This window comes from Candidatus Neomarinimicrobiota bacterium (assembly GCA_022573815.1).
Classification (GTDB): Bacteria; Fidelibacterota; SORT01; order SORT01; family SORT01; genus JACZTG01.
The window spans coordinates 1-23,171 of the sequence record JACZTG010000028.1 but is presented as its reverse complement, the minus strand read 5'-3'; the positions used below and the strand labels follow the sequence as shown (position 1 = coordinate 23,171).

21 protein-coding genes are annotated in these 23,171 nt (G+C 41.5%); 13 read left to right on the top strand and 8 right to left on the bottom strand.

The genetic code is table 11. From position 1 onward, the window contains the following. Positions 1-1,602 (top strand): DUF885 family protein (locus IIB39_09590; protein ID MCH8928950.1); only part of this gene is annotated, 1,602 nt, incomplete at its 5' end. Between the two features lie 11 nt (positions 1,603-1,613). Here IIB39_09590 and IIB39_09585 read toward each other — a convergent pair. Further along, positions 1,614-3,872, bottom strand: coding sequence for a CDGSH iron-sulfur domain-containing protein (locus IIB39_09585; protein ID MCH8928949.1), 2,259 nt, complete (start codon positions 3,870-3,872; stop codon positions 1,614-1,616). A 148-nt stretch (positions 3,873-4,020) separates the two neighbouring features. Here IIB39_09585 and IIB39_09580 point away from each other — a divergent pair, with 148 nt between their 5' ends. Together IIB39_09580 and IIB39_09575 are read left to right on the top strand one after the other, a co-directional pair. Continuing rightward, entirely contained in the window at positions 4,021-4,812 is a 792-nt protein-coding gene (locus IIB39_09580; GenBank protein ID MCH8928948.1) for a hypothetical protein, read from the top strand. A 48-nt stretch (positions 4,813-4,860) separates the two neighbouring features. Beyond that, positions 4,861-5,082, top strand: coding sequence for a CDGSH iron-sulfur domain-containing protein (locus IIB39_09575; GenBank protein ID MCH8928947.1), 222 nt, complete (start codon positions 4,861-4,863; stop codon positions 5,080-5,082). A gap of 18 nt (positions 5,083-5,100) precedes the next feature. Here IIB39_09575 and lysA read toward each other — a convergent pair whose 3' ends face one another. Beyond that, on the bottom strand, positions 5,101-6,366 hold the full coding sequence (gene lysA / locus IIB39_09570; GenBank protein ID MCH8928946.1) for a diaminopimelate decarboxylase: 1,266 nt from the start codon (positions 6,364-6,366) through the stop codon (positions 5,101-5,103). A 260-nt stretch (positions 6,367-6,626) separates the two neighbouring features. Between lysA and IIB39_09565 the strand changes: the two genes are divergently transcribed. The 6 genes from IIB39_09565 to IIB39_09540 all read left to right on the top strand — a co-directional run bounded on the left by IIB39_09565 (position 6,627) and on the right by IIB39_09540 (position 13,212). Then, positions 6,627-7,859, top strand: a complete 1,233-nt coding sequence (locus IIB39_09565) for a DUF1343 domain-containing protein (protein MCH8928945.1) — start codon at positions 6,627-6,629, stop codon at positions 7,857-7,859. Between the two features lie 29 nt (positions 7,860-7,888). After that, positions 7,889-8,824, top strand: coding sequence for a PD40 domain-containing protein (locus IIB39_09560; GenBank protein ID MCH8928944.1), 936 nt, complete (start codon positions 7,889-7,891; stop codon positions 8,822-8,824). Further along, positions 8,821-11,043: an N-acetylmuramoyl-L-alanine amidase gene (locus IIB39_09555; protein ID MCH8928943.1), complete on the top strand. Its 2,223-nt coding sequence runs from the start codon at positions 8,821-8,823 to the stop codon at positions 11,041-11,043. The genes IIB39_09560 and IIB39_09555 overlap by 4 nt, the downstream gene beginning before the upstream one ends. A gap of 182 nt (positions 11,044-11,225) precedes the next feature. Then, on the top strand, positions 11,226-11,954 hold the full coding sequence (gene nagB, locus IIB39_09550) for a glucosamine-6-phosphate deaminase (protein ID MCH8928942.1): 729 nt from the start codon (positions 11,226-11,228) through the stop codon (positions 11,952-11,954). A 95-nt stretch (positions 11,955-12,049) separates the two neighbouring features. After that, a complete protein-coding gene (locus tag IIB39_09545; GenBank protein MCH8928941.1) occupies positions 12,050-12,349 on the top strand; it encodes a hypothetical protein in 300 nt (99 codons plus the stop codon). Positions 12,350-12,561: 212 nt separating this feature from the next. Further along, a complete protein-coding gene (locus IIB39_09540; protein ID MCH8928940.1) occupies positions 12,562-13,212 on the top strand; it encodes a hypothetical protein in 651 nt (216 codons plus the stop codon). Positions 13,213-13,217: 5 nt separating this feature from the next. On the opposite strand, the gene IIB39_09535 is transcribed toward IIB39_09540, so the two are convergent. The 5 genes from IIB39_09535 to IIB39_09515 are packed head-to-tail and all read right to left on the bottom strand — an operon-like array spanning position 13,218 to position 18,674. Next, on the bottom strand, positions 13,218-13,622 hold the full coding sequence (locus IIB39_09535; protein ID MCH8928939.1) for a MaoC family dehydratase: 405 nt from the start codon (positions 13,620-13,622) through the stop codon (positions 13,218-13,220). A 49-nt stretch (positions 13,623-13,671) separates the two neighbouring features. Then, positions 13,672-15,993, bottom strand: coding sequence for a molybdopterin-dependent oxidoreductase (locus tag IIB39_09530; GenBank protein ID MCH8928938.1), 2,322 nt, complete (start codon positions 15,991-15,993; stop codon positions 13,672-13,674). Further along, positions 15,990-16,424 carry a (2Fe-2S)-binding protein gene (locus IIB39_09525; protein MCH8928937.1) on the bottom strand — a complete coding sequence of 145 codons (435 nt, stop codon included), beginning with the start codon at positions 16,422-16,424 and terminating at the stop codon, positions 15,990-15,992. Before IIB39_09525 ends, IIB39_09530 begins: the two co-directional genes overlap by 4 nt. A gap of 17 nt (positions 16,425-16,441) precedes the next feature. Further along, positions 16,442-17,290: an FAD binding domain-containing protein gene (locus IIB39_09520; protein MCH8928936.1), complete on the bottom strand. Its 849-nt coding sequence runs from the start codon at positions 17,288-17,290 to the stop codon at positions 16,442-16,444. A 1-nt stretch (position 17,291) separates the two neighbouring features. After that, the gene (locus IIB39_09515; GenBank protein ID MCH8928935.1) at positions 17,292-18,674 is read right to left on the bottom strand and encodes an 8-oxoguanine deaminase; all 1,383 of its coding nucleotides are present in this window, start codon (positions 18,672-18,674) and stop codon (positions 17,292-17,294) included. A 142-nt stretch (positions 18,675-18,816) separates the two neighbouring features. On the opposite strand from IIB39_09515, the gene IIB39_09510 reads away from it, so the two are divergent. Continuing rightward, positions 18,817-19,386 (top strand): hypothetical protein, encoded by a 570-nt coding sequence (locus tag IIB39_09510; GenBank protein ID MCH8928934.1) that lies wholly within the window; start codon positions 18,817-18,819, stop codon positions 19,384-19,386. Here the strand turns inward: IIB39_09510 and IIB39_09505 are convergent. Beyond that, a complete protein-coding gene (locus tag IIB39_09505; GenBank protein MCH8928933.1) occupies positions 19,383-19,895 on the bottom strand; it encodes a hypothetical protein in 513 nt (170 codons plus the stop codon). The genes IIB39_09510 and IIB39_09505 overlap by 4 nt on opposite strands. Before the next feature lie 127 nt (positions 19,896-20,022). Here IIB39_09505 and IIB39_09500 point away from each other — a divergent pair, with 127 nt between their 5' ends. The 3 genes from IIB39_09500 (at position 20,023) to IIB39_09490 (ending at position 23,059) form a co-directional block, all read left to right on the top strand. Further along, positions 20,023-20,646, top strand: coding sequence for a DUF4013 domain-containing protein (locus IIB39_09500; GenBank protein ID MCH8928932.1), 624 nt, complete (start codon positions 20,023-20,025; stop codon positions 20,644-20,646). A 65-nt stretch (positions 20,647-20,711) separates the two neighbouring features. Continuing rightward, complete coding sequence (locus IIB39_09495) at positions 20,712-21,908, top strand: DUF819 family protein (GenBank protein MCH8928931.1); 1,197 nt, start codon at positions 20,712-20,714, stop codon at positions 21,906-21,908. Continuing rightward, positions 21,905-23,059: a saccharopine dehydrogenase NADP-binding domain-containing protein gene (locus IIB39_09490; GenBank protein MCH8928930.1), complete on the top strand. Its 1,155-nt coding sequence runs from the start codon at positions 21,905-21,907 to the stop codon at positions 23,057-23,059. Before IIB39_09495 ends, IIB39_09490 begins: the two co-directional genes overlap by 4 nt. Positions 23,060-23,171 lie beyond the last annotated feature (112 nt).

Here is a 23,171-nt window from a genome sequence, read left to right as displayed (position 1 = left end):
CTTGCAGAGGAATTTTTCAGGTGGCGTGCGGTAACGCAGCCTGCTACGGGGGATGATATAACACGTGTGGAACGCCCCGACAAATGGGTACCTGATTTTTCACCTGAGGCTTTAGCTGAACAGCGGGAAGTATATGGATTCTTCAGCGGCAAACTTCAGGAACTATCAAGGGATGCCTGGAGCTTAGCAGATAGTGTGGATTATCTCCTCCTGCGTTCCGCCATCGAACGGGTGAACTGGGAACTCAATGTCCTGAAACTTCCCAATCGTAATCCGGATTTTTATGTGCAACAGACTTTGGGGGCTGTCTTTGAATTGCTCTTAATCAGTTCGCCGATGACGGATGAGCGGGCAAATAACATAATAGTTAGGTTTAATTCATTTTCCAAAACGATTCAGAATGCCAAGGAGAATTTAACAGATCCGATTGTTCAGTTTGCCGATATAGCATTGGCGAATCTTGAGGATGCTCGCAGAAAAATCGAGCAAACCGTTGCAGCATTGAATGTTCTTATTCCTCAGGATTTACAGGAAGAAATGACGAAATCGGGAGAAAACGCCTCCGCTGCTTTAGAGGGATACATTGATTGGCTTAACGCAAACCGTTCAAATATGTCGGGTGATTTCAGTGTTGGAAGGGAGGGGTACGAATATTTTCTTAAATACGTAGCAGTTGTGCCGTACACCCCTGAGGAATTATTAGAGCAAGGGCGGTTGGAATGGAATCGTTCAGTTGCATTAGAAGAATTTGAAGTGAAACGGAATGCTCATTTACCTCCGGCAGAATTATTTGCTTCAAGCGAAGAGCAAATCATTCAATCACGTCGGGATGAACGAGCGATCAGAAGATTTCTTGAGGAAAAAGATATAATGACCGTGCCGAAATGGCTCCGGCATTATAAAAATCTAAAAGTTCCTGACCATATAAGACCGTTGGCTTATATGGGTGTGGTGGATGACCTCACATCCGAATCACGTTTGGATGAAGAATCTGTCAAGTATATAAAAGAGCCTTCACCCAATCTGCCTTTTTTCAGTTTGGCATCCGCTCAAGACCCCAGACCGATTATAATTCACGAAGGCGTTCCGGGACACTATTTTCAGATGGCGCTTTCCTGGCGCAATCCAGATCCGATTCGTCGGCATTATTTTGATTCCGGTTCAAATGAAGGGATAGGATTTTATGTTGAAGAATTGATGTTACAACTCGGATTATTCAAAGATCGTCCACGCACACGTGAGATTATTTACAAGTTTATGAGACTTCGGGCATTACGAGTTGAAGTGGATATTCAGCTGGCATTGGGCAATTTTTCAATTGAAAAAGCGGGAACTTATCTCGAAAAAACCGTTCCATTGGATTACCCCACAGCAGTACAAGAAGCGGGGTTTTTTGCGTATAATCCCGGACAGGCTATTACGTATCAGATAGGGAAATTGCAGATAATAAAGGCTATCAGCGACGCTAAAATAATGCAGGGTGAGGAGTTTAGTCTTCGTCATTTCCATGATTATCTGATGGAAAACGGAAACGTTCCTATTGCGCTGCTACGCTGGGAGTATTTAGGGTTACGAGACGAAATAGAGCAATTCTTCGACTGATAACAAACAGTTTAAGCGTGTTCAATATCTGTGAATTCTGATATTTCTCTGCTAATGGTGAAAATGTCCGAAAGATCCAGTTCGTGAACATTTTTTCGACCGTTAATTCGAACGAATGTTTCTATTTCTTTTGCAGTCGCTGAAAATAAATTCACAAACCGCTTTACTGATTCCTCAATTATGAAACGTTCTCTCAATTCAGGCTTTTGAGTAGCGATCCCCACAGGGCAATTTCCCGTGTGGCAGATTCTGTACTGTTGACATCCGATAGCGATCATTGATGCGGTTGCAAGAGCCACCGCGTCCGCCCCGAGAGCAATCGCTTTTGCGATGTCGGCGCTGTCTCTAAATCCGCCGGTTACGCAAAGAGTGACTTCACTGTTTACGGAATCAAGCTGTTTACGCGCTCTCCTAATCGCAAAAATCGCCGGCACAGCAAGATTATCTTTTACGAAAGTAGGGCCGGCGCCTGTACCGCCACCGCGGCAATCGATTGTGATAAAATCAGGGTTTGCTGACAGCGCGATTTCCATATCTTCTTCAACGTGTCCGCTGGAGAATTTAATACCTATTGGTTTACCTCCGGTGAGTTCTCTGAGATGGTCCACTTCCCGCTTAAGGTCTTCCGGTGTATCAATATCCGCATGTCTTCCGGGGGATATTGAATCCTCATTCATTGAGATACCCCTGATCTTTGCTATTTCTTCCGTAATCTTTTCTTTCGGCAGGTGTCCGCCTAATCCGGGTTTTGCCGCTTGGCCGATCTTTATTTCAACAGCATCTGCCTGCACAATCACATCGTCTATATGACTGAACATTGCAGTTCCAAGTTCATAGATGTATTTTTCCGCTTCCTGACGCTCTTCCGGGAGCATTCCGCCTTCACCTGAGCACATAAGAGTTCCGACTAATTTTGTCCCTTTTGCAAGAGCGATCTTCGCTTCTCTCGAGAGCGCTCCAAAAGACATATGCGATACGTAAAACGGGATATTTATTTCTAAAGGATATTTTGCAGTTTTGCCTATGATAGTTTTCATATCTACCGGTTCGTCTTCGTTGAGAGGAGGACGGAAAAGCTGTGCGCCTTTAAACAAAATTTGTTCGAAATCGGGAAACGTTTTTTGCGTCCGCATCGGCGTGATTTCGCTCTTACCCGTTTTGGCAAGTTCTTGCAATCGCCCGAATCGGGTTTCAAATTCATCGGAGTCACGCATCCAGTTGGCGAGATATTCGTCTGATACGGGAGGCTGTTTTACATCGGTATCATCTACTTTGTCAGCTTGTGAGCCGGAGACAAAAACTTTTCCATCTTCAACTTTTGCCTCATAAGCAGCAACGCTTTCGGAACTGCCCTGTGATCCTTTGCCGGTCAATATGTTGAATTTGTGTCCGTGCCAAGGACAGGCAACATATCCGTTTTCCAATTCTCCTTCACTTAACGGACCGCCTTGGTGGGCGCACGTGTTTGAGATAGCGCTGATTTTGTCGTTATTTCTGAAAACGGCTATTTTTTCACCATCAATCTCAACAAGTTTCCCTTCACCCTCTTTGAAATCTTCAACAGCGCCGACTTCTTTGAAATTTGAAGTAGAATCCGATGTTTCGGTGGCTTTATCGAGCTGTTTTTTTGCCCATTCTGAATCGTCTCGGAACTTGATGTACCAGTGTGTTCCATCACAAAACGGTTTGTTCTTTGATCCGCCGCATCGGCAAAGAGCGTAATGTTCTGAAGATTCGGTCACATCCCCGTTCGGATCTTCAAAACCAATTCCGCCTTGCACGAAATAAGGCCCGTCTTTTGATACTACGATTGCGGGATCTCTTTCGACGGAGTCGTGGACTTTATCATCTATGGAATAGCTAAGAGCTCCCGAAGGACATTTCCGGATTGCCTTAATATTAGTTTCATTATCTTCTGCATCAGGGTCTATCCACGGCTCAGTCTTCATACGGAACACGCTGGGCAGTCCGTCCGTGCAATGACCGATGTGAGCGCAAATACCTCGATTGTCGTTAATCGTGATATTTTTCCCTTTATAAACGTCAACTTTTCTCGGCTGTCGATCTTCAAGTTTTTCATCACTGAAATTTACTTTTTTGTGAGTCCCGTCGCAATATGGTTTAGTTGACGACTGACCACAGCGACAGAGTATCATAGATTTTTTTGTAGCTAATATCCGGTTATCAGAAGATTTTAACAAAGTAACATTTTTGGCGTGAATTGGTCCGTTGGAGATTGGTATTAAAAGCTGATTATCGTCTTTAGTCATAACTTTCCCTTCATTATCTCCGGCTCTGACTGCCAATTATAGATAATTTTTTGATTGAGAGCAAGCTTTGCCTAAAGTTGATAATTGACATTAAAGTTTTTGAGTGTAATCTTAAGATTAATATTAACTAAATCAGATCGGTTTATTTATGAATAAAATATTTATAATGAATATCGTTGTAGCTGTTTTTTCCTCAACAAATGTTTTTTCACAGGTAAGCGGCATATCCAATTCAAAAGTAGTGTTGCCTGCAACAGGTACAGTCGCGGCAGGCGATTTTGAATTTGAACCGTCGTTTGATGTTTTCTGGAGCAATCAGCAGTGGAATCAAAATGGAAAGACAGTTGACCTTAATAACACAAATCGGGAATCTGGCCTGGCTTATCGGTTTACCTCGGGATTCAAACACAATATTGAAGCCGGGTTGATAGTCACAGAGGATGTTTCATCTCTAAGTTTTGGTCTGAAATGGCTCTTTTGGAAAAATGATGACAAGTCATTTGCGTTCCAATCCGGTGTGAATTTTGAATCCGGAAACAGGGTTATAAACGAAACTGAAGAATCGCTTAAAATACTTACAAATGGAATAATCTTCACGTTTGAGCCGAGCGAAAAACTTTCAATCGATACCGATGCTACATTTTCATTTTATTCCACGGAAATTGATTTACAGTCGGTCAATTACTCGGGGACATTTGATATAGGAGCGGGATATCTTCTTACATCTCAGTTTCAGGCTATTGTGGAATTAAACTCAACATGGCTGTCCTTCGAAAATTCATTTTATAATTCTTCCAAAACTAACGGGACTTTAGGATTTACGTTTTATCCGAATGATGGGGTTGTCGTTATATTCGGTGTGAAACAAGACCTGTTCGGATCAAACAATGCAAAGGGAATTTCTTTCATCGGGGCTTTTACGTTTCTAATGGGACAATGAAAGAATAACCAAAAATTTGACAAGCAGCGAAAGGAGATTTGAATTAAAATGGAAAAACCTGATAACGCTAAAAAATTAGAATTGAAAGCCGGCAAAGGCTATAAATTTTGTACATGCGGACACAGTGATTCACTACCATATTGCGATAATAATCATCGGGAATTAAATGAATTGAAAGGCACGGCGTATAAATCGGTCAAGCTGTTTCCCGAGTCAGACATTACAATTTCAGTCTATTCAAAAAATTGGGATGAACCGGCCCCTGCTTAGGATAAATATTTGATTGACTTATTCTAAGTCAATCATTCCTTCAAATAAATTATCCAGAACTTCACGGCGGCGAATAAGTTTCGTCTTGCTGTTTTCAACCATCACTTCCGCCGGTCGAGGGTGCATATTATAGTTGGAGGAAAGTGAATAGCCATACGCACCTACGCCCATAATCGCCAGCAAATCACCCTTTGATACTTCCTGAAGGGGATAATTTTCAACAAAAGAATCCGTTGACTCACATATAGGTCCAACTATGTTTACCTTTTCCTTTGGAGCGTCAGATTGAATCACCGGAACAATGGGGTGGAAGGCATCATAAAGTCCGGGACGCAAAAAATCCGTCATCCCGGCATCAGTTATCACAAATTTATTATTGCCGATTGTTTTGACATATTGAACTTGCGTTAAAAGAATGGCGGAAGGCGCTACTATCCATCTTCCGGGTTCGAGATGAATGGAACATTCTGTGCTTTTTAATGCCGGAACTATCGTATCTGCCAATTCATTCGGCATTAGATAATTATAATCGGACCGACCCGGCAACATATTTTCATAATTTACGCCAAGCCCGCCGCCAAGATTCAGAATCTTAATAATCTGTTCAGTTTTATTTATTTTAGATAATAAATTAGACACATATTTTGCTTCAAGAAGGAACGGTTGAGCGTCTTTTACCTGTGAGCCGATATGAATATGCAGAGCTATCATATCAATATTAGTGAAATCTTTTCTTCGGTCAAACAGACTCAATATATCATTTTCATCCATTCCGAATTTATCATTATGTAAACCGGCAGAGAGGTTTTTATGAGTATGAGAGTCAATATTAGGGTTAACTCTAAGCCCGATAGCCGCTTTACTGTTATTCTTAGCTGATAACCGATTAATAAGTTCGACTTCTTTAACAGATTCAGCGATTATGAGTTTTATTCCACGCTTCAGCGCTTCGCTGAGCTCGTCTTCGCGTTTGCCGACACCCGCAAATGTTATATCGTCAGAAGTAAACCCTGCTCTGATAGCGGCTTCATATTCTCCAATTGAAACTATATCAGCGCCTAAGCCTTCCTTATGAATAATATTTAAAATTGATAAATTTGAATTGGCTTTTACAGCAAAATGAATTTTGTCTCCCGAATTTTTAAACGCATTATTAAACGTAGCAGCTCTATTCTTAACAATTTCAGCATCATATAGATACAGAGGTGTTTCAAATTTGTTGCAGATTTCTGTTACGTCCAATCCGCCGCAGGATAGGATGTTATTTTTATATTCTATTGACATTTTCGCCTCAGTTTTAGAGGCGGCAACATAAGTGGGAAATAATATAAAATCAAGTATATTAAGAAATCTTGAAACAACGTGACAAGATTGTTGCTATAAGCAGAGTTGACAATAGAGGATGCTCCTCTTAACTTCGTATTATTGTATTTATGCCAATATAAAATCGGAGTTTAGTTACGAAATATTCCCGAACTTTCAAAAGATATAAAATAATTTTCCTATCGATAATAGCGGTTAACTGCGCTGCCGGACATAATTATATGGAAGCGACTCAGAAAGAAGAAACCGAAACAACCGGATCAGGAGGAAAGTCCGGCATATCGATGGTGAAGACAGGGTTAGATGTCCTCATCGAAAGCGATTTTGAATTGCTGCGTGGCAAGCGGGTCGGAGTTATCACCAACCATACGGGCGTTTCAGGCGATGGCAGGCATATAGTAGATTTACTTTCTGATTTTGAAGGGGCTGAGCTTTTGGCTGTGTTCGGACCTGAACATGGTGTCAGGGGTGTGGCGCCAGATGGAAAATCTGTGAAATCTAATATAGATGAGATCTCCGGTGTGCCGATATATAGCTTATACGGAAAATCCAAACGTCCAACCGAAGGGATGATTGATAAACTTGACGTTCTCCTGTTTGACATTCAGGATGTGGGCGCGCGGTTTTATTCTTACATTTACACGATGGCTTTAGCAATGGAGGCTGCTGCTATAAACGGTAAGCAATTTATAGTTCTCGACCGACCAAATCCTATTACAGGATCAAAGGTTGAAGGACCGATTTTGCAATCCGGCTTTGAAAGCTTTGTAGGGATGTTTCCGATGCCTGTTCGACATGGAATGACAGTAGGCGAACTGGCGCTGCTATTTAAAGGAGAAGGGTGGATCGAGGAAGCAGAATCTCTTGATCTGAAGATAGTGCCGATGAAAGGGTGGAACAGAAACCGTTGGTTCGACCAAACTGATGTTAAGTGGATTAGTCCGTCTCCATCAATGAAAACTCTAAATACCGCAACAGTTTATCCGGGTACGTGTTTTATCGAAGGGACCAACTTATCGGAAGGGCGTGGAACTGAATTCCCTTTCGAACTCATCGGCGCACCGTGGATTGATTCAGAGGAATTGGCGAGAGAAATGAACAGTCTTGGCTTGAAGGGAGTGTCATTTGAAGCGGTAGAATTTACGCCAATCGCGATGTTACCATCTGTCCCGAATCCTAAATTTAAGGATGAGGTCTGCGGCGGCATCAGAGTTAGAGTTATCACAAGGGAGTTGTTCGAGCCGGTGAAAACAGGTGAGAGCCTAATTTTAGCGCTCAAAACTCTCTATCCGACTGAGTTTGAATGGAGCGGCACCATTAACAGGCTATACGGATCAGCTGCATTAAAAAATGGCGCTGATGAAGGAAGAGAGCTCGCTGATATTCGGTCGGGGCAAGAACACGGATTAAATGAATTTTTGGAGTTAAGATCAAACTATTTACTTTATGAGTAGAACCTGTAAGAATTTAAATTAGGATATTGATGAATAAAATAAATCAGTGGATAATTTATTTAGTCTTTTCAGTTGTTTTAATATGGAGCAACGATGCCTTAGCGCAAAAAACCCTCATCAAGCAGGAGGGGATGATTTTTGTCGCTCCCGAAGTTTCACCCGACGGCAAGTTCATAGCGCTGACATTAAAAGGATATAGGGGACTATGGGTCGTCAGGAGCGACGGCTACGACCTCAGGCAGCTTTCGGAAGTCAGAGGCGCAGGTTATATCAAACGGTGGTCACCGGACTCTAAATGGCTTCTATTCAGAGAGACATTTCGCGAAAATAATAAAACAAAACAATTGTTAAAAGTAGCTGAAGTTTACAGTAAGAACGTATCAGGGATCAGCGCTCCCGTAAATAAATTCGAAGATGTACGTTGGTTTTCTGATGATAAACTATATTTAAGAAGTGAGGGAAAAGCCCTATACATCAAGAGCGGTCTTTATGTTGAAACTAAAAAATCAATAAATCAAACAGCCGTTCATACGGATTCAAAGAAAATTATACTTGAAAATATGAACAAAGCTGAACTCAGCGCTCTGACTCCTGTCCTCGGAGCAAGCTATCTGAATCCGATACTTTCGCCCGACGGAAAAAAGATCGTCTTTAAGGTTATAGGAGGGAATTTACAGGTTTATGAATTGGATAATTTTCAGCTGCATGATCTTGGAGCAGGCGAAAGACCCAATTGGTCTCCGGATAATGAAAGAATAATTTATCAGATATCAACGGATGACGGTCACACTATCACATCTTCGGACATTTATATAATTAAATTTGATGGAACGAAAAAAACAGCAGTCACCCTGACAAAAAACGTTTATGAAATGAGACCCTCATTTTTCCCCGGCGGAAAAAAAATTATTTATGATACAGACCTGTTAGGGGAAATTAGAACTATTAGAGTGCCGTCAAAATGAAAATATTAGTTGCTCTCGCGCTGTTGTTTGCGCCGGGCATCCTCTATTCTCAAACCCCGGACTTATCAGGTTTCAGTTTTGCTTTAGACGCAGGTCATGGAGGAAGCGCTTACGGTGCGGTGAACCCGAACGGTATCCGTGAAAAAGAGATAAATCTTGCGGTAGCAATACATCTGCGGGATTTTTTATTAGCTGCCGGGTCGGATAAAGTGGTTATGACCCGAACAACTGATATAGGACTTTCACTTGGTGATAGAGAACAAATCGCCAATAACGCAAACGTGGACTGGTTTCATTCAGTGCACCACAACGCCGGTTCAGAAGGCGATCATACATCAGACGGAAGTTTGGTTCTTTATAGTGAAACCAGCTCAGGTTCGGTTAATCCCGGCCAAACTGATGTCTTATCTGACCTAATGGCGCTTTTACTTTCAAAGGCATTTAATATAAATAACATCGGAGGCATCGGAGACTTCACGTTTTATGGGCAGGCATCATTTTTAGGCGTTTTAAATGATTTGATTATGCCGGGGCAACTTTCAGAGGCTTTTTTTATATCGTCTTATACTGAAGGCGCAAGAGTGAAGAATGATGATTATCTGAAAACTGAAGCGGAAGTATTATATCTTTCATTCCTTCAGCAGCTAAACTCGCAGCTGCCGGCTACGGGAACTGCCGTAGGGATTGTTGTTGACTCCTCAAGCAATTTAGCCGGAGTTAATGTTGTCGTAACTGATCTTCTTGAAGGAAGAACGACTCTCGTAGATTCTCTCGGAAACGGATTTTATCGGCTTGATTCCTTATCGCCCGGTCTTCACACTTTAGAGTTTGCCTCCAATCTCGATACGATTCAGGTTGAGGTAAATGTAGAAAGCGGGAAAGTAAAACATTTCAGGGTCAAGATGGACACTGAAGTTAAACCGCCTTTTATAAAACCGTCAATTCCCGATATTAAATCTGTCATCCGGGATGGCAGTGAGGTAGTGATTAATTGGTTTCTGAATGAGGATGAGACCATAGAGGAATATAGAATATTAATGAGTACCGACGGAATAAATTGGTCGGTGAACAAGGATTTACCGGCGACTGTTTCTGAACACAGACTAACCGGGCTTCCGTTAGGTGTACCTATTTATATTTCAATTACGGCAAAAGCGACAGACTTGGAAGTTGTGCGAACCGACCGATCAGATTCATATGGTATTATGACAGGTGATTCTATACCACCGGTATTGATCGTTGACGGATTCCACCGAATCGCCAGCTGGTCTAAACCATCTCACGATTTTTCACTGCTTCACGGTCAGGCAATAACTGCTACGGAGCGAAATTTTGAGAGCGCAAGTAATGAAGCGATAATTGACGGCTCACTGAATTTATTGGACTATGAAACTGTTGTTTGGATTTTGGGTGATGAGGGAACGTCAAATGTAACATTCAACGGAACCGAACAGCAAAGAGTAATGGAATTTTTAGAGGGCGGCGGAAATTTGTTTCTCTCCGGCTCAGAGATTGGTTGGGATTTGGTTGCGAATGGAACTGCCGCTGATAAGGCATTTTATTCAAATTATCTCAAGGCGGAATATGTTGCTGACGATGCCGATGAATTGAATGTCTCCGCCATAGATGGAAGTATTTTCGACAATTTATCATTCGGTTTCGGAAATGTGATTTTTGGAGCGGCTTACGAGGAAAATTTTCCCGATGAAATAAAACCGGCAGGAGGAAGCACATCACTTCTGACCTATAATAATAGCGGCACAACAGCCGCCATCCGTTATGAAGGTCTGTTTGGAAACAGCGCTACACCCGGCTCAATTATCTATCTTGCGTTTCCGTTTGAAACTATTGAGCAGGAAAGCGTGAGGAAAAGTCTGATTGGCTTAGCGCTCAATAGCTTTTATGGAATATTAAACGTAACTACTCCGATAGGATTACCGAAAAGTATAGTATTGCACCAGAATTATCCGAATCCGTTTAATCCGTCCACTACAATCATTTTCGAACTGCCTAACGCAGAACAAATTAGTCTGATAATTTATGATTTACTCGGCAGAGAAATTATAAAGCTGATATCGGATGAAAAAATGCAGGGGATAATTCGGAAAGAGTGGAACGGACGGGATTCAACCAATAAACTCGTTTCATCCGGAATATATATTGCAACTTTATATACCGGAACACATAAGTTTTCAAAAAAGATGACGCTCCTGAAATAACCGTGCCAAAGTCGAACTATTTAATTTTTATTTTAGTCCAATAAAAGAGCTTGAAGATGGATTAGAAAATTATAAGATTTCGTTTGTGAAATATTACAGCGCTAACATCAAATCAAATTCAGTGAATCAATAACGAATCCTGAGTACGAAAAATCTTAATGTATTAGAAAGGAATAGTCTTAATGCTATTGACAGTTAAAAAAGATTATGACGGAATAAGTAAAGCGGCAGCTGAACTTGTCGCGAATGTAATCAAAGAAAAACCGGATGCAGTGATAGGATTCTCCTCAGGTTCAACGCCTTTGGGGCTTTACAAAGAACTTATCAGAATGCATAATGATGAAGGATTAAGTTTTGCAAATATAATTTCTTTTAATCTTGACGAATATATCGGACTTCCGGCTGAGCACAATCAAAGCTATCATTATTTTATGTGGGAAAATTTGTTCAAGCATATTGACATTGTTCCTGAAAAAGTGCATATACCTGACGGAATGGCCGCAAATATCGAAGAATATTGTGAATGGTATGACAATGAAATTGAAAAGCTCGGCGGTTTGGAATTGCAAATACTTGGTATCGGCGGCAACGGACATATCGCATTCAATGAACCCGGTTCATCTCTTACTTCACGCACAAGAATAAAAACACTGACGGAAGAAACAATTAAGGATAACGCCAGGTTTTTTGACTCTATTGATGAAGTTCCAACAAAGGTAATCACAATGGGCGTGGGAACAATAATGGACTCCAAGTCACTCGTGCTTCTTGCAAGTGGTAAAGAAAAAGCTGAAGCGATTAAGGCTACAGTAGAAGGTCCGATTACTGCGACAGTGCCGGCTACCATAGTGCAATTGCATCCGAAAACATTTATATATGCGGATGAAGATGCAGCATCATTGTTAAAGTAATACCCAGCTAAGAAATATATTTGTTTTAGGGAGGTAATGATTAAAATTATTTCCCTGTTCCTGTTGCCTTTACAAATTTGGGTGATTAATATATAATGCTTAGGCATTGTATAGAAAATGATGAGATGATTGTGGAAGAAAATGTAAATAATTCCGATACGCAAGAGACAGAAGAAGTAACGCACTTAGATTCGCTTGAGATTATGATACTGGCAAATAAGGCGTATATCCGCGGACAGCTTATTCAGATTGGAAAAGTCGGACTTATAGATCCTATCATTGTGCAAGCTGAAAAACATTTGCGAACATGCAAGGAATGCAGATTAGAAGTGAAACAACCACGTAAGCCAATCAGCATCTCAAAATCAGATTGGCTTTCACTGCTTTCGAAGTAAAAGGATATTCATATTAAATCAATTTGCTCTCAGGTACCTTCAAGCCAATTGTTATTTATAATTCTAAATGTAAGGTGGAATTGTATTATTCCATCTGTGGGAGATAGATATTGAGGGAAGTTACCTTTATCCATTACATGCCAATATTAACGACTTTAATAGCTGCGGTTTTTTCGTGGATTATATACAGCCGTTATCGAGAGAGGGGAGGAATGCATCTCCTTTGGTGGAGCGGAGGAGTCCTTGTTTACGGAATGGGAACCTTTGCCGAAAGCTGGATAACGCTTCTTGGCTGGAATATAGTCATTTTTAAATTCTGGTATATAGTCGGAGCTCTTTTAGGCGGAGCTCCTCTCGCTCAGGGAACCGTGTGGTTTCTTTATAAAAATAAAACTGCCAAACGTCTGACAATAGCGTTGGTATCGTATTTCTTTATTTCCGCATTTTTTGTTCTGCTAAGTGAAGTACATCTGGATAAAGTTGATCCATTTCTTCCCAGTGGTAAGGTATTTGTGTGGCAATGGGTTCGCGCGTTCAGTCCATTCCTTAATACGTATGCGGTAATATTTTTAATAGGCGGGGCAATTATATCAGCTAATCGCTATCGGAAACACATCAGGGATGAAAGCCTGAGCAGTCTTGTTGCCCGTGACAGGTTTTTAGGTAATGTATATATAGCCGCAGGAGCAATCTTGCCCGGTATCGGCGGTATATCGAGCAGAGCCGGCTATACAGAAGTTCTTTATATTGGTGAACTGACCGGGATAATACTTATTTGGATAGGTTATTGGTACAACACTTCCAAGAGAGAGGAAAGGAAGAATCCAAAATCGGAAAACTTGCCGGTTGAAAGCTCAGCCTGATTCTCTTACCCGGTTTTGAAAGTATAACACCAAGCCTCTCCTTCAAGAACAGTTTCACCATCCTGCCGGACTACACGGAATTCTATTTGCGTTACAGGCTTAGTTTCGTGAATCTTCACTATTTTGGCATTTGCAGTGATAGTGTCTCCTATGAAAACGGGAGCGGTGAACTTCCAATCCTGACTTAGGAAGACAGTTCCGGGACCCGGCATATCCATTGCAACGAGAGCATGGAGGATTCCGGTTGTCAGACCGCCCTGAGCTACGAGCTTTCCAAATTTGGTTTTTCCGGCGAATTCTTCGTCAAAGTGAAGCGGATTATAATCGCCGGTTAAATCGGCAAATGTTTTTACGTGTTCGGCTGTTACGGTCATAGTCCTGCTGGCTTTTTGTCCGACAGAAAGTTCCATAAATAAACTCCAATTTAAAAATTGTGCGGCTGTGAAAGTGAATCAGTTGTTACTCTTCGAGGGCCTTTTTAATCTTGTTCCATACTTTTTCCGGAGAGATTGGAAGCGAACGCACACGGGCGCCTACAGCGGCATATACAGCGTTTGCAATCGCCGGCGCGGGGCCGCTGATGGGAACTTCAGCCACAGCTTTCGCTCCATAGGGACCTGTCGGTTCATATGTTTCCACAAGAATAACTTCCAGTTCAGGCATATCTGACGCTCTAAATATATTATAATCTTCAAAAGATTTAAAGAGTGGATTACCCTTATCATCAAAAGGCATAAATTCAGAAAGAGCGTACCCCATTCCCTGGGTAACAGCTCCTTCCACCTGTCCTTCTGCCATATGAGGATTTATGACCACACCGCAGTCAACGGCTGCAACAAGTTTTATGAGGCTTACTTCACCGGTTTCAGTGTCAACTTCAACATCGGCAAACACTGCTGAATAGGGAGGAGGCGATTCAGGACTAACATTATTCCCGATTGCCATAATCTGAAATTGATTTTTCCGGTAGAGAGAATAAAGACTAATCTGTTCATAGGTGACCGTTTTTCCGTCCTGTGTACTTACTTTCCCATTAGCGCAGAGCAACGTCTCTGATTCCGCTTCAAGCATTTCTGTCGCAACTTTTAAAATCTGCGCTTTTACTTGTTTAGCGGCATCAATTACCGCTCCTCCTGAGATATAGGTCGTGCTTGACGCATAGGCTCCGGTATCGAAAGGAGTAAGATCGGTGTCAGAGGTATACATCAAAATCTGGTCAACCGGAACAGAAAGTGTTTCAGCGGCGATTTGTGCAAGGGCAGTATCTGAACCCGTTCCGATATCCGTGGCTCCGCATAAGAGATTGAAAGAGCCGTCTTCATTCATCTTTATTGAACATGCTGCCATATCAACATTCGGGATACCCGACCCCTGAGTATTTATTGCCATTCCCTTACCACGCAATTTTCCATAAGTATATTCCGCAGGATCATCATTCCAGCCGATTGCTTCTGCTCCTTTTTGTATACACTCTTCTAAACCGGATGAACGAATGATTTGAGGGTCAGCGCCTTCTCCTTCCGCCATTTCAGCGGTAATTGCAAGGCTGTCACCTTTTTTGTATATATTGAGAAGACGAAATTTAATGGGGTCCATTTCCAATTCGGAAGCAATCTCATCCATATGTGATTCAAGAGCAAAAATACCCTGAGGAGTACCGTAACCCCTGAATGCTCCGGCGATTGGCAAGTTAGTATAAACCGCTTCCCCGGTAAATTTAATATTGGGAATATTGTACATTGAAAATACTTTATTCCCGGTAACGGTCATCACCGTCAAAGCATGAGTTCCGTAAGCTCCCGTATTTTCCAGTACGTGAAGAGACATCCCGAGGATTTTACCGTCTTCTGCGATAGCCGATTTTAGAGTTAGAATTTGAGGATGTCTTGTTCTTGAAGCGTATAGTTCTTCCTCTCTTGTCATCCAAAAGCGAACCGGTTTTCCGGTTGCGAGGGTCAACGCGCCGCAAAGTTCTTCATTCAATATTTCTTGTTTACCGCCAAAACCGCCGCCGACTCGGGGTTTCATTACGCGAATTTTTTTCACAGGAATATCAAGAGCTTTGGCGACTATCCGGCGAACATGAAACGGTACTTGCGTGCTTGTTCTTATCACTAACCTGCCGTCCTCATCAAGCCAGGTGATGCAAATATGAGGTTCAATGGAAGATTGCTGAACATAGCCCACTTCATAATTCGACTCGACAATTTTATAAGCGTTTTCAAATGCCTTCTCCACATCTCCTACGGACGCATCAAGTTTGTAAACAATATTTGATGATTTATCAAATATTCCTGTTGATTCTTCCTCGTCATGAATCAGGACTGCTCCATTTTTGGTTGCCGCTCTCGGGTCAAAAACTGCCTCAAGAACTTCATAATTCACATCTATCAGGGAACATGCTTTTTCTGCTATTTCGACAGTTTCGGCAGCAACCGCGGCAACTCTGTCGCCCACAAAACGAACTTTTTTATCTAAAATAAAAGCGTCATAGGGTGAAGGCTCAGGCCAACCCTGACCGGCAGTTGTATGAGGTATTCTCGGAAGATCTTCATGAGTCAGAACAGCATAGACGCCGCTCAACGCTTCAGCTTTAGACGTATCAATTGATCTGATTCGAGCATGGGCGTGTGGACTTCTTAGGACTTTAGCGTGAAGCATTCCCCGCAGCTCTATGTCATCGGCGAAGGCTGCCGCCCCTCGAGCAATTTTTTCCGCATCTACCCGGGGAGTTATCTTTCCAACTACATTGTATTCTGATGAACCGCTCAACTGAATCATTCCTTATTTAGTATGGCTTCAACGGGTTTAACATAGCCGGTGCATCTGCACAATACTCCCGAAATGGCATCACGAACTTCTTTCTCCGAAGGCTTTGGATTTTCAGTGAGAAAATGTTCTGCAACGAGAAGTAATGCGGGAGTACAGTATCCACATTGTATTGCGCCGACTTCAACGAATCGTTTTTGTAAATCTGAAAGTTCTTCTCTGGTTGCTAATGCTTCGACGGTGGTAACGATTCTTTCGTCTGTTTGAATCGTTAGTGTGATACAAGAAGCTTTCGGAATACCGTCAATCAATACGGTGCAAGAACCGCATTCGCCCGACTCACAGCCGCGTTTAACGCTAAAAAATCCCTCAGAGCGAAGAAAATCAAGTAGGGTAAGATTCGGTTTGATCTCAGAGGATATTACCTTCTCATTCAGAGTCATAGAAACTTTCATCTCTCTTAACCTACCCGTTCCCTGATTCTATTTAAAGAGCGTTTTAGCAATACGGCAGCCATCTCTTTCTTGTATGTGGAGGAAGCACGGGCATCTGAAAGAGGCTGGAAAGTGTCTAAAATAGATTCAGCCGCAGAATTAATCAGCTTTTCGTCAATTACCTTATCTAACAGTAATTGTTCGGTATCCATTGCTCTAACGAGATTATCATGCAATGAGGAATAAACTATTTTAGCGTTTCCAACGGTGTCTCCCGATATTTCTATTCCTACAACGACAGAAATAACAGGAGGGGCGGAAGGGATATAATTTATTGATTCGATTGCTAATAAAGGCGGTTGGTCACTGTTAATGATTTCAACTGCTGTGATAATATTACGGTTAGTCCGCCATTTAGAATCTGTTACATACTCCCAAACCGATATATCGTCTTTGATATTACCATAAATTATCACTTGCGCGTCTGCAGCCACTAACGCGGCAAGAAAGGAAGAATCACCTTTTGCAAGAGCCACTCTTCCTCCAACGGTTGAAGATGTGAGCAATAGTCTGGATCTGCCTCTGAAATTAATTGCTCTGCGGAGTGTGGAATAAGGCTTGGCAGAGGTTTCCGGTGATGTGGCTAATTCATGAAGTGTAACACCCGCTCCGATGTGTAATAGATCGTGTTCAAGCCTAATCTCTTTAAATCCCGCGTCTGAAAGATCGATTATTCCTTTTATTTCATCGCCGCCATTTGGAATAAGCCAGGTACCTCCGCCCATCGGATAGAATCCTTCATTTTCCTTTAGCAGTTCAGCAGCTTCAGAAAGTTTCTTTGGCCTAAAGTAGGCTGATAATTTGTTAAGGGACATTTTATGCGGTTCCGGTTTTTTTATTTTCTGACCGATTTATCATTTCTTCGGAAATCTTGTCCGCCCGGGTAGAAATTTCTACTAAATTTAAATCTAAAATCTGACCGTCCTCTACGACTATTCTTCCATTGATCATTGACCAACTCACCCTTTGATTTCCAGAGCAAAATAGAAGAGCCGCTAACGGGTCAGATTTTGCGCCCGCATAGCTGATATCCGAAAGGTCGAACAAAATCAGGTCGGCAGATGCTCCGATCTTAATTACGCCAATATCATCTCTACCCAATATTTGTGCGCCGCCAACAGTGCTCATTCTCATAATCTCTCTCGCGGTAAGCCATCTGTCATCCCGCAATCGGGGAACGAGTAATGCCTGCCTGAGCTCGCTTAACATATTTGAGCTGTCATTGGAAGCGGAACCGTCAACAGCTATGGAGATTTTTACCCCTGCATCGAGCATTTTAGCAATGGGAGCGATACCTGACCCGAGTCTCATATTCGAGGTGGGACAGTGGGCAACCCCGGTTTTGGTGTCTGAAAGTTTTTGGATTTCATCATCGTTTAGATGAACTGCATGGGCGAGCCACACATCTTCTCCTAACCACCCAAGTGATTCCGCAAACTCTACGGGTCTAAGTCCGTGAATGTCCAAACAAAATTTCTCTTCCTCAAGGGTTTCGGCAAGGTGAGTATGAAGCCTCACTTTATATTTGTCAGCGAGTTCCCGAGATTTTTTCATAAGGTTTTGTGTGACCGAAAACGGAGAACAGGGAGCGAGAGCGATTCTTAACATCGAATGCGGTTCGGCATCATGATATTTTTCTATCAGCCGGATTGAATCGTCAATGATTTCCTCTTCAGTTTGAACAATGTAGTCAGGGGGCAAACCGCCGGAACTTTTACCTAAAGACATTGAACCTCTTGTGGGATGAAATCTGAGGCCAAGCGAGCTCACCGCTTCAATTTCTTTATCTATGAGTTTATTGGACGCCTCCGAAGGAAAAAGATAGAGATGGTCTGATGAAGTTGTACAACCGGATAAAATCAGCTCGGCTGCGGCGACTTGTGCGCTCACATATATTGCTTCTTCTGATAATTCACCCCAAACATCGTATAAGGTCTGGAGCCAATCGAATAGATAAGCGTTTTGCGTTCCGGGGATATTACGGGTAAGAGTCTGGAACATATGATGGTGTGTGTTAATAAATCCGGGAAGAAGAATCATACCGGAGGCGTTGACGGTCTTATCGGCGACCGGATATGAACCATCGCCGACGGAATTTATTTCGCCGTCCTTGACTAAAACCCAGCCGTTTTTGATATCACCAAGTTCGTCATCCATAGTGACAGTCAAAAGCGTGTCTTTTATAAGTGTGGTTCCCAACTAATCCTTTTCTGGATTGTGAATTTATAGTGTAGGTTATGATATAAACAAGGAAATGTAAATTTTTTCGTTAAATTATTCCTCAATGTGTTAGCAGTAGCAGCTGACATTACCAATATTTAAAAAATATAAAGGATTATTGATGGGATTAGATTTATTTTTTAAGACTGTCGCATTAGGATTGTTCCTTAACAGCGCCGCTATGCCGAACAATCCGTATGACAGGATGATTGAATTATCTTTTCAGGGCGAATTGATCAGTGCGTCAAGAGTATGGGAAAGAACTAACGGTATCGAATATTTTGGCGAGCGGGTATATCTAAAATCTCCCAAACTGAAAGGTGCGTTAGTTGAGTTCGAACATTTTAAACGAACGGCACAATCAATAAACACTCAAAGTATGAGAGCGATTTATCAGGTTGTAGGATACGAAGCGCTGTTTAAAGATTATTTTGAAGATCCGAAAAGTCTGCTTTGGCTCGGTTACGCCGGCAGATATAACGATGTGGAATATAGATTATCCTACTCTACGGATTTCGATGGATTTGAAAAATCAGAAATTGCGGTGGGCTATAAATTACTTTTAGGAAATAATTTATTTATTAAACCCACTTTTGAAAATAGCAGGATTGGAGATTTAAAATACTGGCAATTGAAAGTTTCGTTCGAATATGATCTGAAATCTAAAGAAGTTGAAAAAAGTAAAAATTAATTTGAAGCAAATCCTAATATTAGGGTGGTAGCTACAGCAAGACTTAATATAGCGATAAATTTACCCTTACGCATAATAAATGGTTCTCTGCTGATGCGAAGTCTGCTGCGTTCGTTTAGAATTGATTTTCTGTAAGCGCCGTTAGGCCAATAAGTAAGATAAAATTCGATATGTTCATCGGCTAACTGATAATACTCAACGCTACCATTATTCCTTGCCATAGAAGAATAATATTTTATTATCTGCCATTCAGCTTCTTCCGCTTGAGGGCAACTTGGGAAATTCTGCACTATTTGAGTAAAAGTAGAAAGAGCATCGCTTATCTTCTTTTTTTTAAGCAAAAACATTGCGTTCTTCAAAAACCTGTCAGGGCATTTTGACTGAAGCGCAATTGCCTGGTGAATATCCGCCAAAAGGAATGTAGCTGTCAGAAGAAAAATAGAAAGCGTTAGTCTTATTCTGGTACGATGGAATGCAATCATCTTAGGCTCGAAAGTAGATAGTATCATAGTTTTAAGCAAGACGATTATGAAGATAAATTAATGCTTGCTCGTAGGATAGATTGATTATAACTTTATTCGATATAAAACGATAATTCGGAGCCAATATTATTCGGTCAAACAGCGAGTATAAATAGTGGATTTCTCAAAGTCATTCAGTTATGTATTTAAAGACCCGAAGTGGCTTTCAAAAATTTTTATCGGCGGACTTTGGAATTTCGCCTCTCTACTCTTTTTTGGCATACCATTCGTTTTAGGATACTTTCTATCTGTAGTAGAAAACTGTATAAAAAAAGAGGAATCTCCTCTTCCATTCTGGAATAATCTATCCGGGATTTTTCAAAAGGGTGTTATGCTCGGGATAATTTATTTTGCATATACTATTCCTGTTATATTGATATCCTCGTTTTTAGAAGACTCATTTGGCGATAGCGACGCTTTAGTGTTACTTCTTTTTATGGTAGTGCTCTTTTGGCTTCCTATGGTTACCATTAATTTCGCGAAATCCGGAAATTTTATGGCTGCTTTTAATTTTGAGGAAATGCTGAATTTTGTTATGAGCAATATCGGCACTTATGTGCCAATGGTACTTCTATCGTTAGCCGTTATCGGTTTTTCATTTTCATTGGGAGTGTTTATTGCCGGAATAGGAATTCCTTTCACCTCGTTTTGGGGGATGCTGGTGGCGGCTCATCTTTTCGGGCAATTTGGAAAGCATATCTTCAGGTCTGAAGAAGAAAGTGTTAAAATAAACGTTTGAATTATCCGGCCATTTATGATTTTTAAGTGTAGCAAAAGTAGTTAACTCTAAACTGCGGGACATTTATGCCTGAAACGACATCACTGATATCTGATCCGACAACAGTTTTAATTTATCTTGTAAGTACTGTTGCGCTCGTATTTCGAATTAGCGAAGTGGAAAAGTTGAAAAAAATATTCTATTATCTGCCTCCGGTAATATGGATATACTTTGTGCCTATGATATCCACTACTCTGGGAATTCTCCCGGACACATCGGTTACTTACAACTGGATATCGAGATATATACTGCCGTTTAGCCTGGTATTGCTATTACTATCGGCTAATCTGCCGGATATTATGAAACTCGGGAGAATGGCGCTGACAATGATGCTCGCCGGGACGGTTGGTATAGTGATAGGAGCGCCTATAGCCTTAGCGCTGTTCCTGAATTGGGCTCCTGAAGGTATTTGGAAAGGAATGGGTATGCTTTCGGGCAGCTGGATTGGGGGAACGGCGAATATGATGGCAATTGCCGAGGGAATAGGTACTCCGGCATCAATGTATGGGCCTGTAATTGTGGTTGATACTGTGGTCGGTTACGGATGGATGGGTGTAATGATAGCCTTATCGGCATATCAGACAAAATTCGATAAATGGACGGGCGCTGACAGAACGGTACTTAATCACGTTCAAAAAAGGCTTAAGGATATTGCTATAAAAAGAAGCAGACCTATTGTAGCTAGAGACATAAGTATTATGCTCGGACTCGGATTCTCCGTTACATTCCTGTTTTTAAAGATTGGCGAGTTTTTGCCCGATATTGGAGGATTAATAAGTTCATTCACCTGGACGGTTATCTTGGTTTCAATGTTTAGCGTTGGTCTCTCTTTTACAAAGGTCTCCCGGCTTGAGGATGCCGGTTCATCCAAGATGGGGAGTGCGGCATTATATTTGTTAATGGCGTCGGTGGGCGGACGGGCGGATATGACATTAATTACGGAAGCGCCTGCACTTATCTTTATAGGTATCGTTTGGATTTTAATTCATGCCGGAGTGTTGGTTGGGACGGCAAAGCTGATTAAGGCGCCAATGTTTTTTTTCGCGACGGGCAGTCAATCAAACATAGGAGGCACTGCTTCCACTCCTGTAGTGGCGGAAATATTTCAAACAGGAATGGCTCCTGTAGGACTATTAATGGCTGTTCTTGGTAATATAATCGGTGTCTATCCGGGTCTTTTAGTAGCATATCTATGCAGATTAGTAGAAACTACACTTAGATGAATATTCTTATTCTCGGTACGGGTAGGATGGGAAGAGCGATTGCTTTTGATTGTTTGAATCAAGAAGACGTATTACAGGTTATGGTGGCAGACATTTCTGAGAATCAGGTAACTGAATCTATGAGAGGAATTGAGAATCCCAAACTCCACAAAGCTGTTGTAGATGTAACAAACCTCAAAGATGTTGCCTCTCTTATGGAAGGAAATTCTGTGGTAATCAGCGCTGTTCCGTATATGTTCAACCTTGATTTGGCAAGAACCGCAATTGAATCAGGATGTAATTTTTGCGATCTTGGAGGGAATACGGACATAGTCTATCAGGAGCTTAATTTAAACGATGACGCTGTGAAACAAGGTGTCACTATCATACCGGACTGCGGCTTGGCGCCGGGTATGGCAAATGTTGTAACTGCATATATCATTGATGAATTTGAATCTGTTGAGAGCGCAAAAATCAGAGTGGGAGGTCTTCCGATAAATCCCGTTCCACCATTAAATTATATGCAATTGTTTTCAGTTCACGGCTTGCTAAATGAGTATATGGGGGAAGCGACAGTTATTGAGGAGGGTGAAATTAAAAAAGTACCCACATTGAGCGGATTGGAGACACTTGATATCGGAGAAGATTTTAAGAATATGGAAGCATTCTATACACTGGGAGGAACTTCTACGCTACCCGAAACTTTCAAAGACAAAGTAAAAAATCTCGATTATAAAACTATTCGGTACAAAGGACACCGGGATTTGATAAAAGCGATGTTCGACATCGGATTGGCTGATTTAGAAGAGGTGAATATTGACAGTGTAAGCGTTGTTCCAAGAAACCTGTTAGCGAGTTTATTAGAGAAGAATCTTCCCAAAGAAGGTATGGATGTAACGCTGGTAAAAATTGAAGTAGTTGGTGTCAAATCAGGTAAAAAAGTCAAAGTGACCTACGATCTAATTGACCATTATGACACAAAAAATGAAATGACTTCAATGATGCGGACAACAGGGTATTCAGCTGCTATTGTGGGTCAGATGCTCGGCAGAAATTTAACGAATGGTCCGGGCGCGCTGCCACAGGAAAAAGCGTTGAATCTTGGGAAATTTATAAGTGAATTAAGCGAAAGAAATATTATATTTAACAGAGACGAAAGCGAAGTGAAATAATTAACAATTTCAGTAAAACTTATAATCGGATATTCAGCCAGGGGATGGTTATATGAAGAAAATAACAATCTATCCATTGATATTGATTCTGACAGCGTTCACAATTTCATGC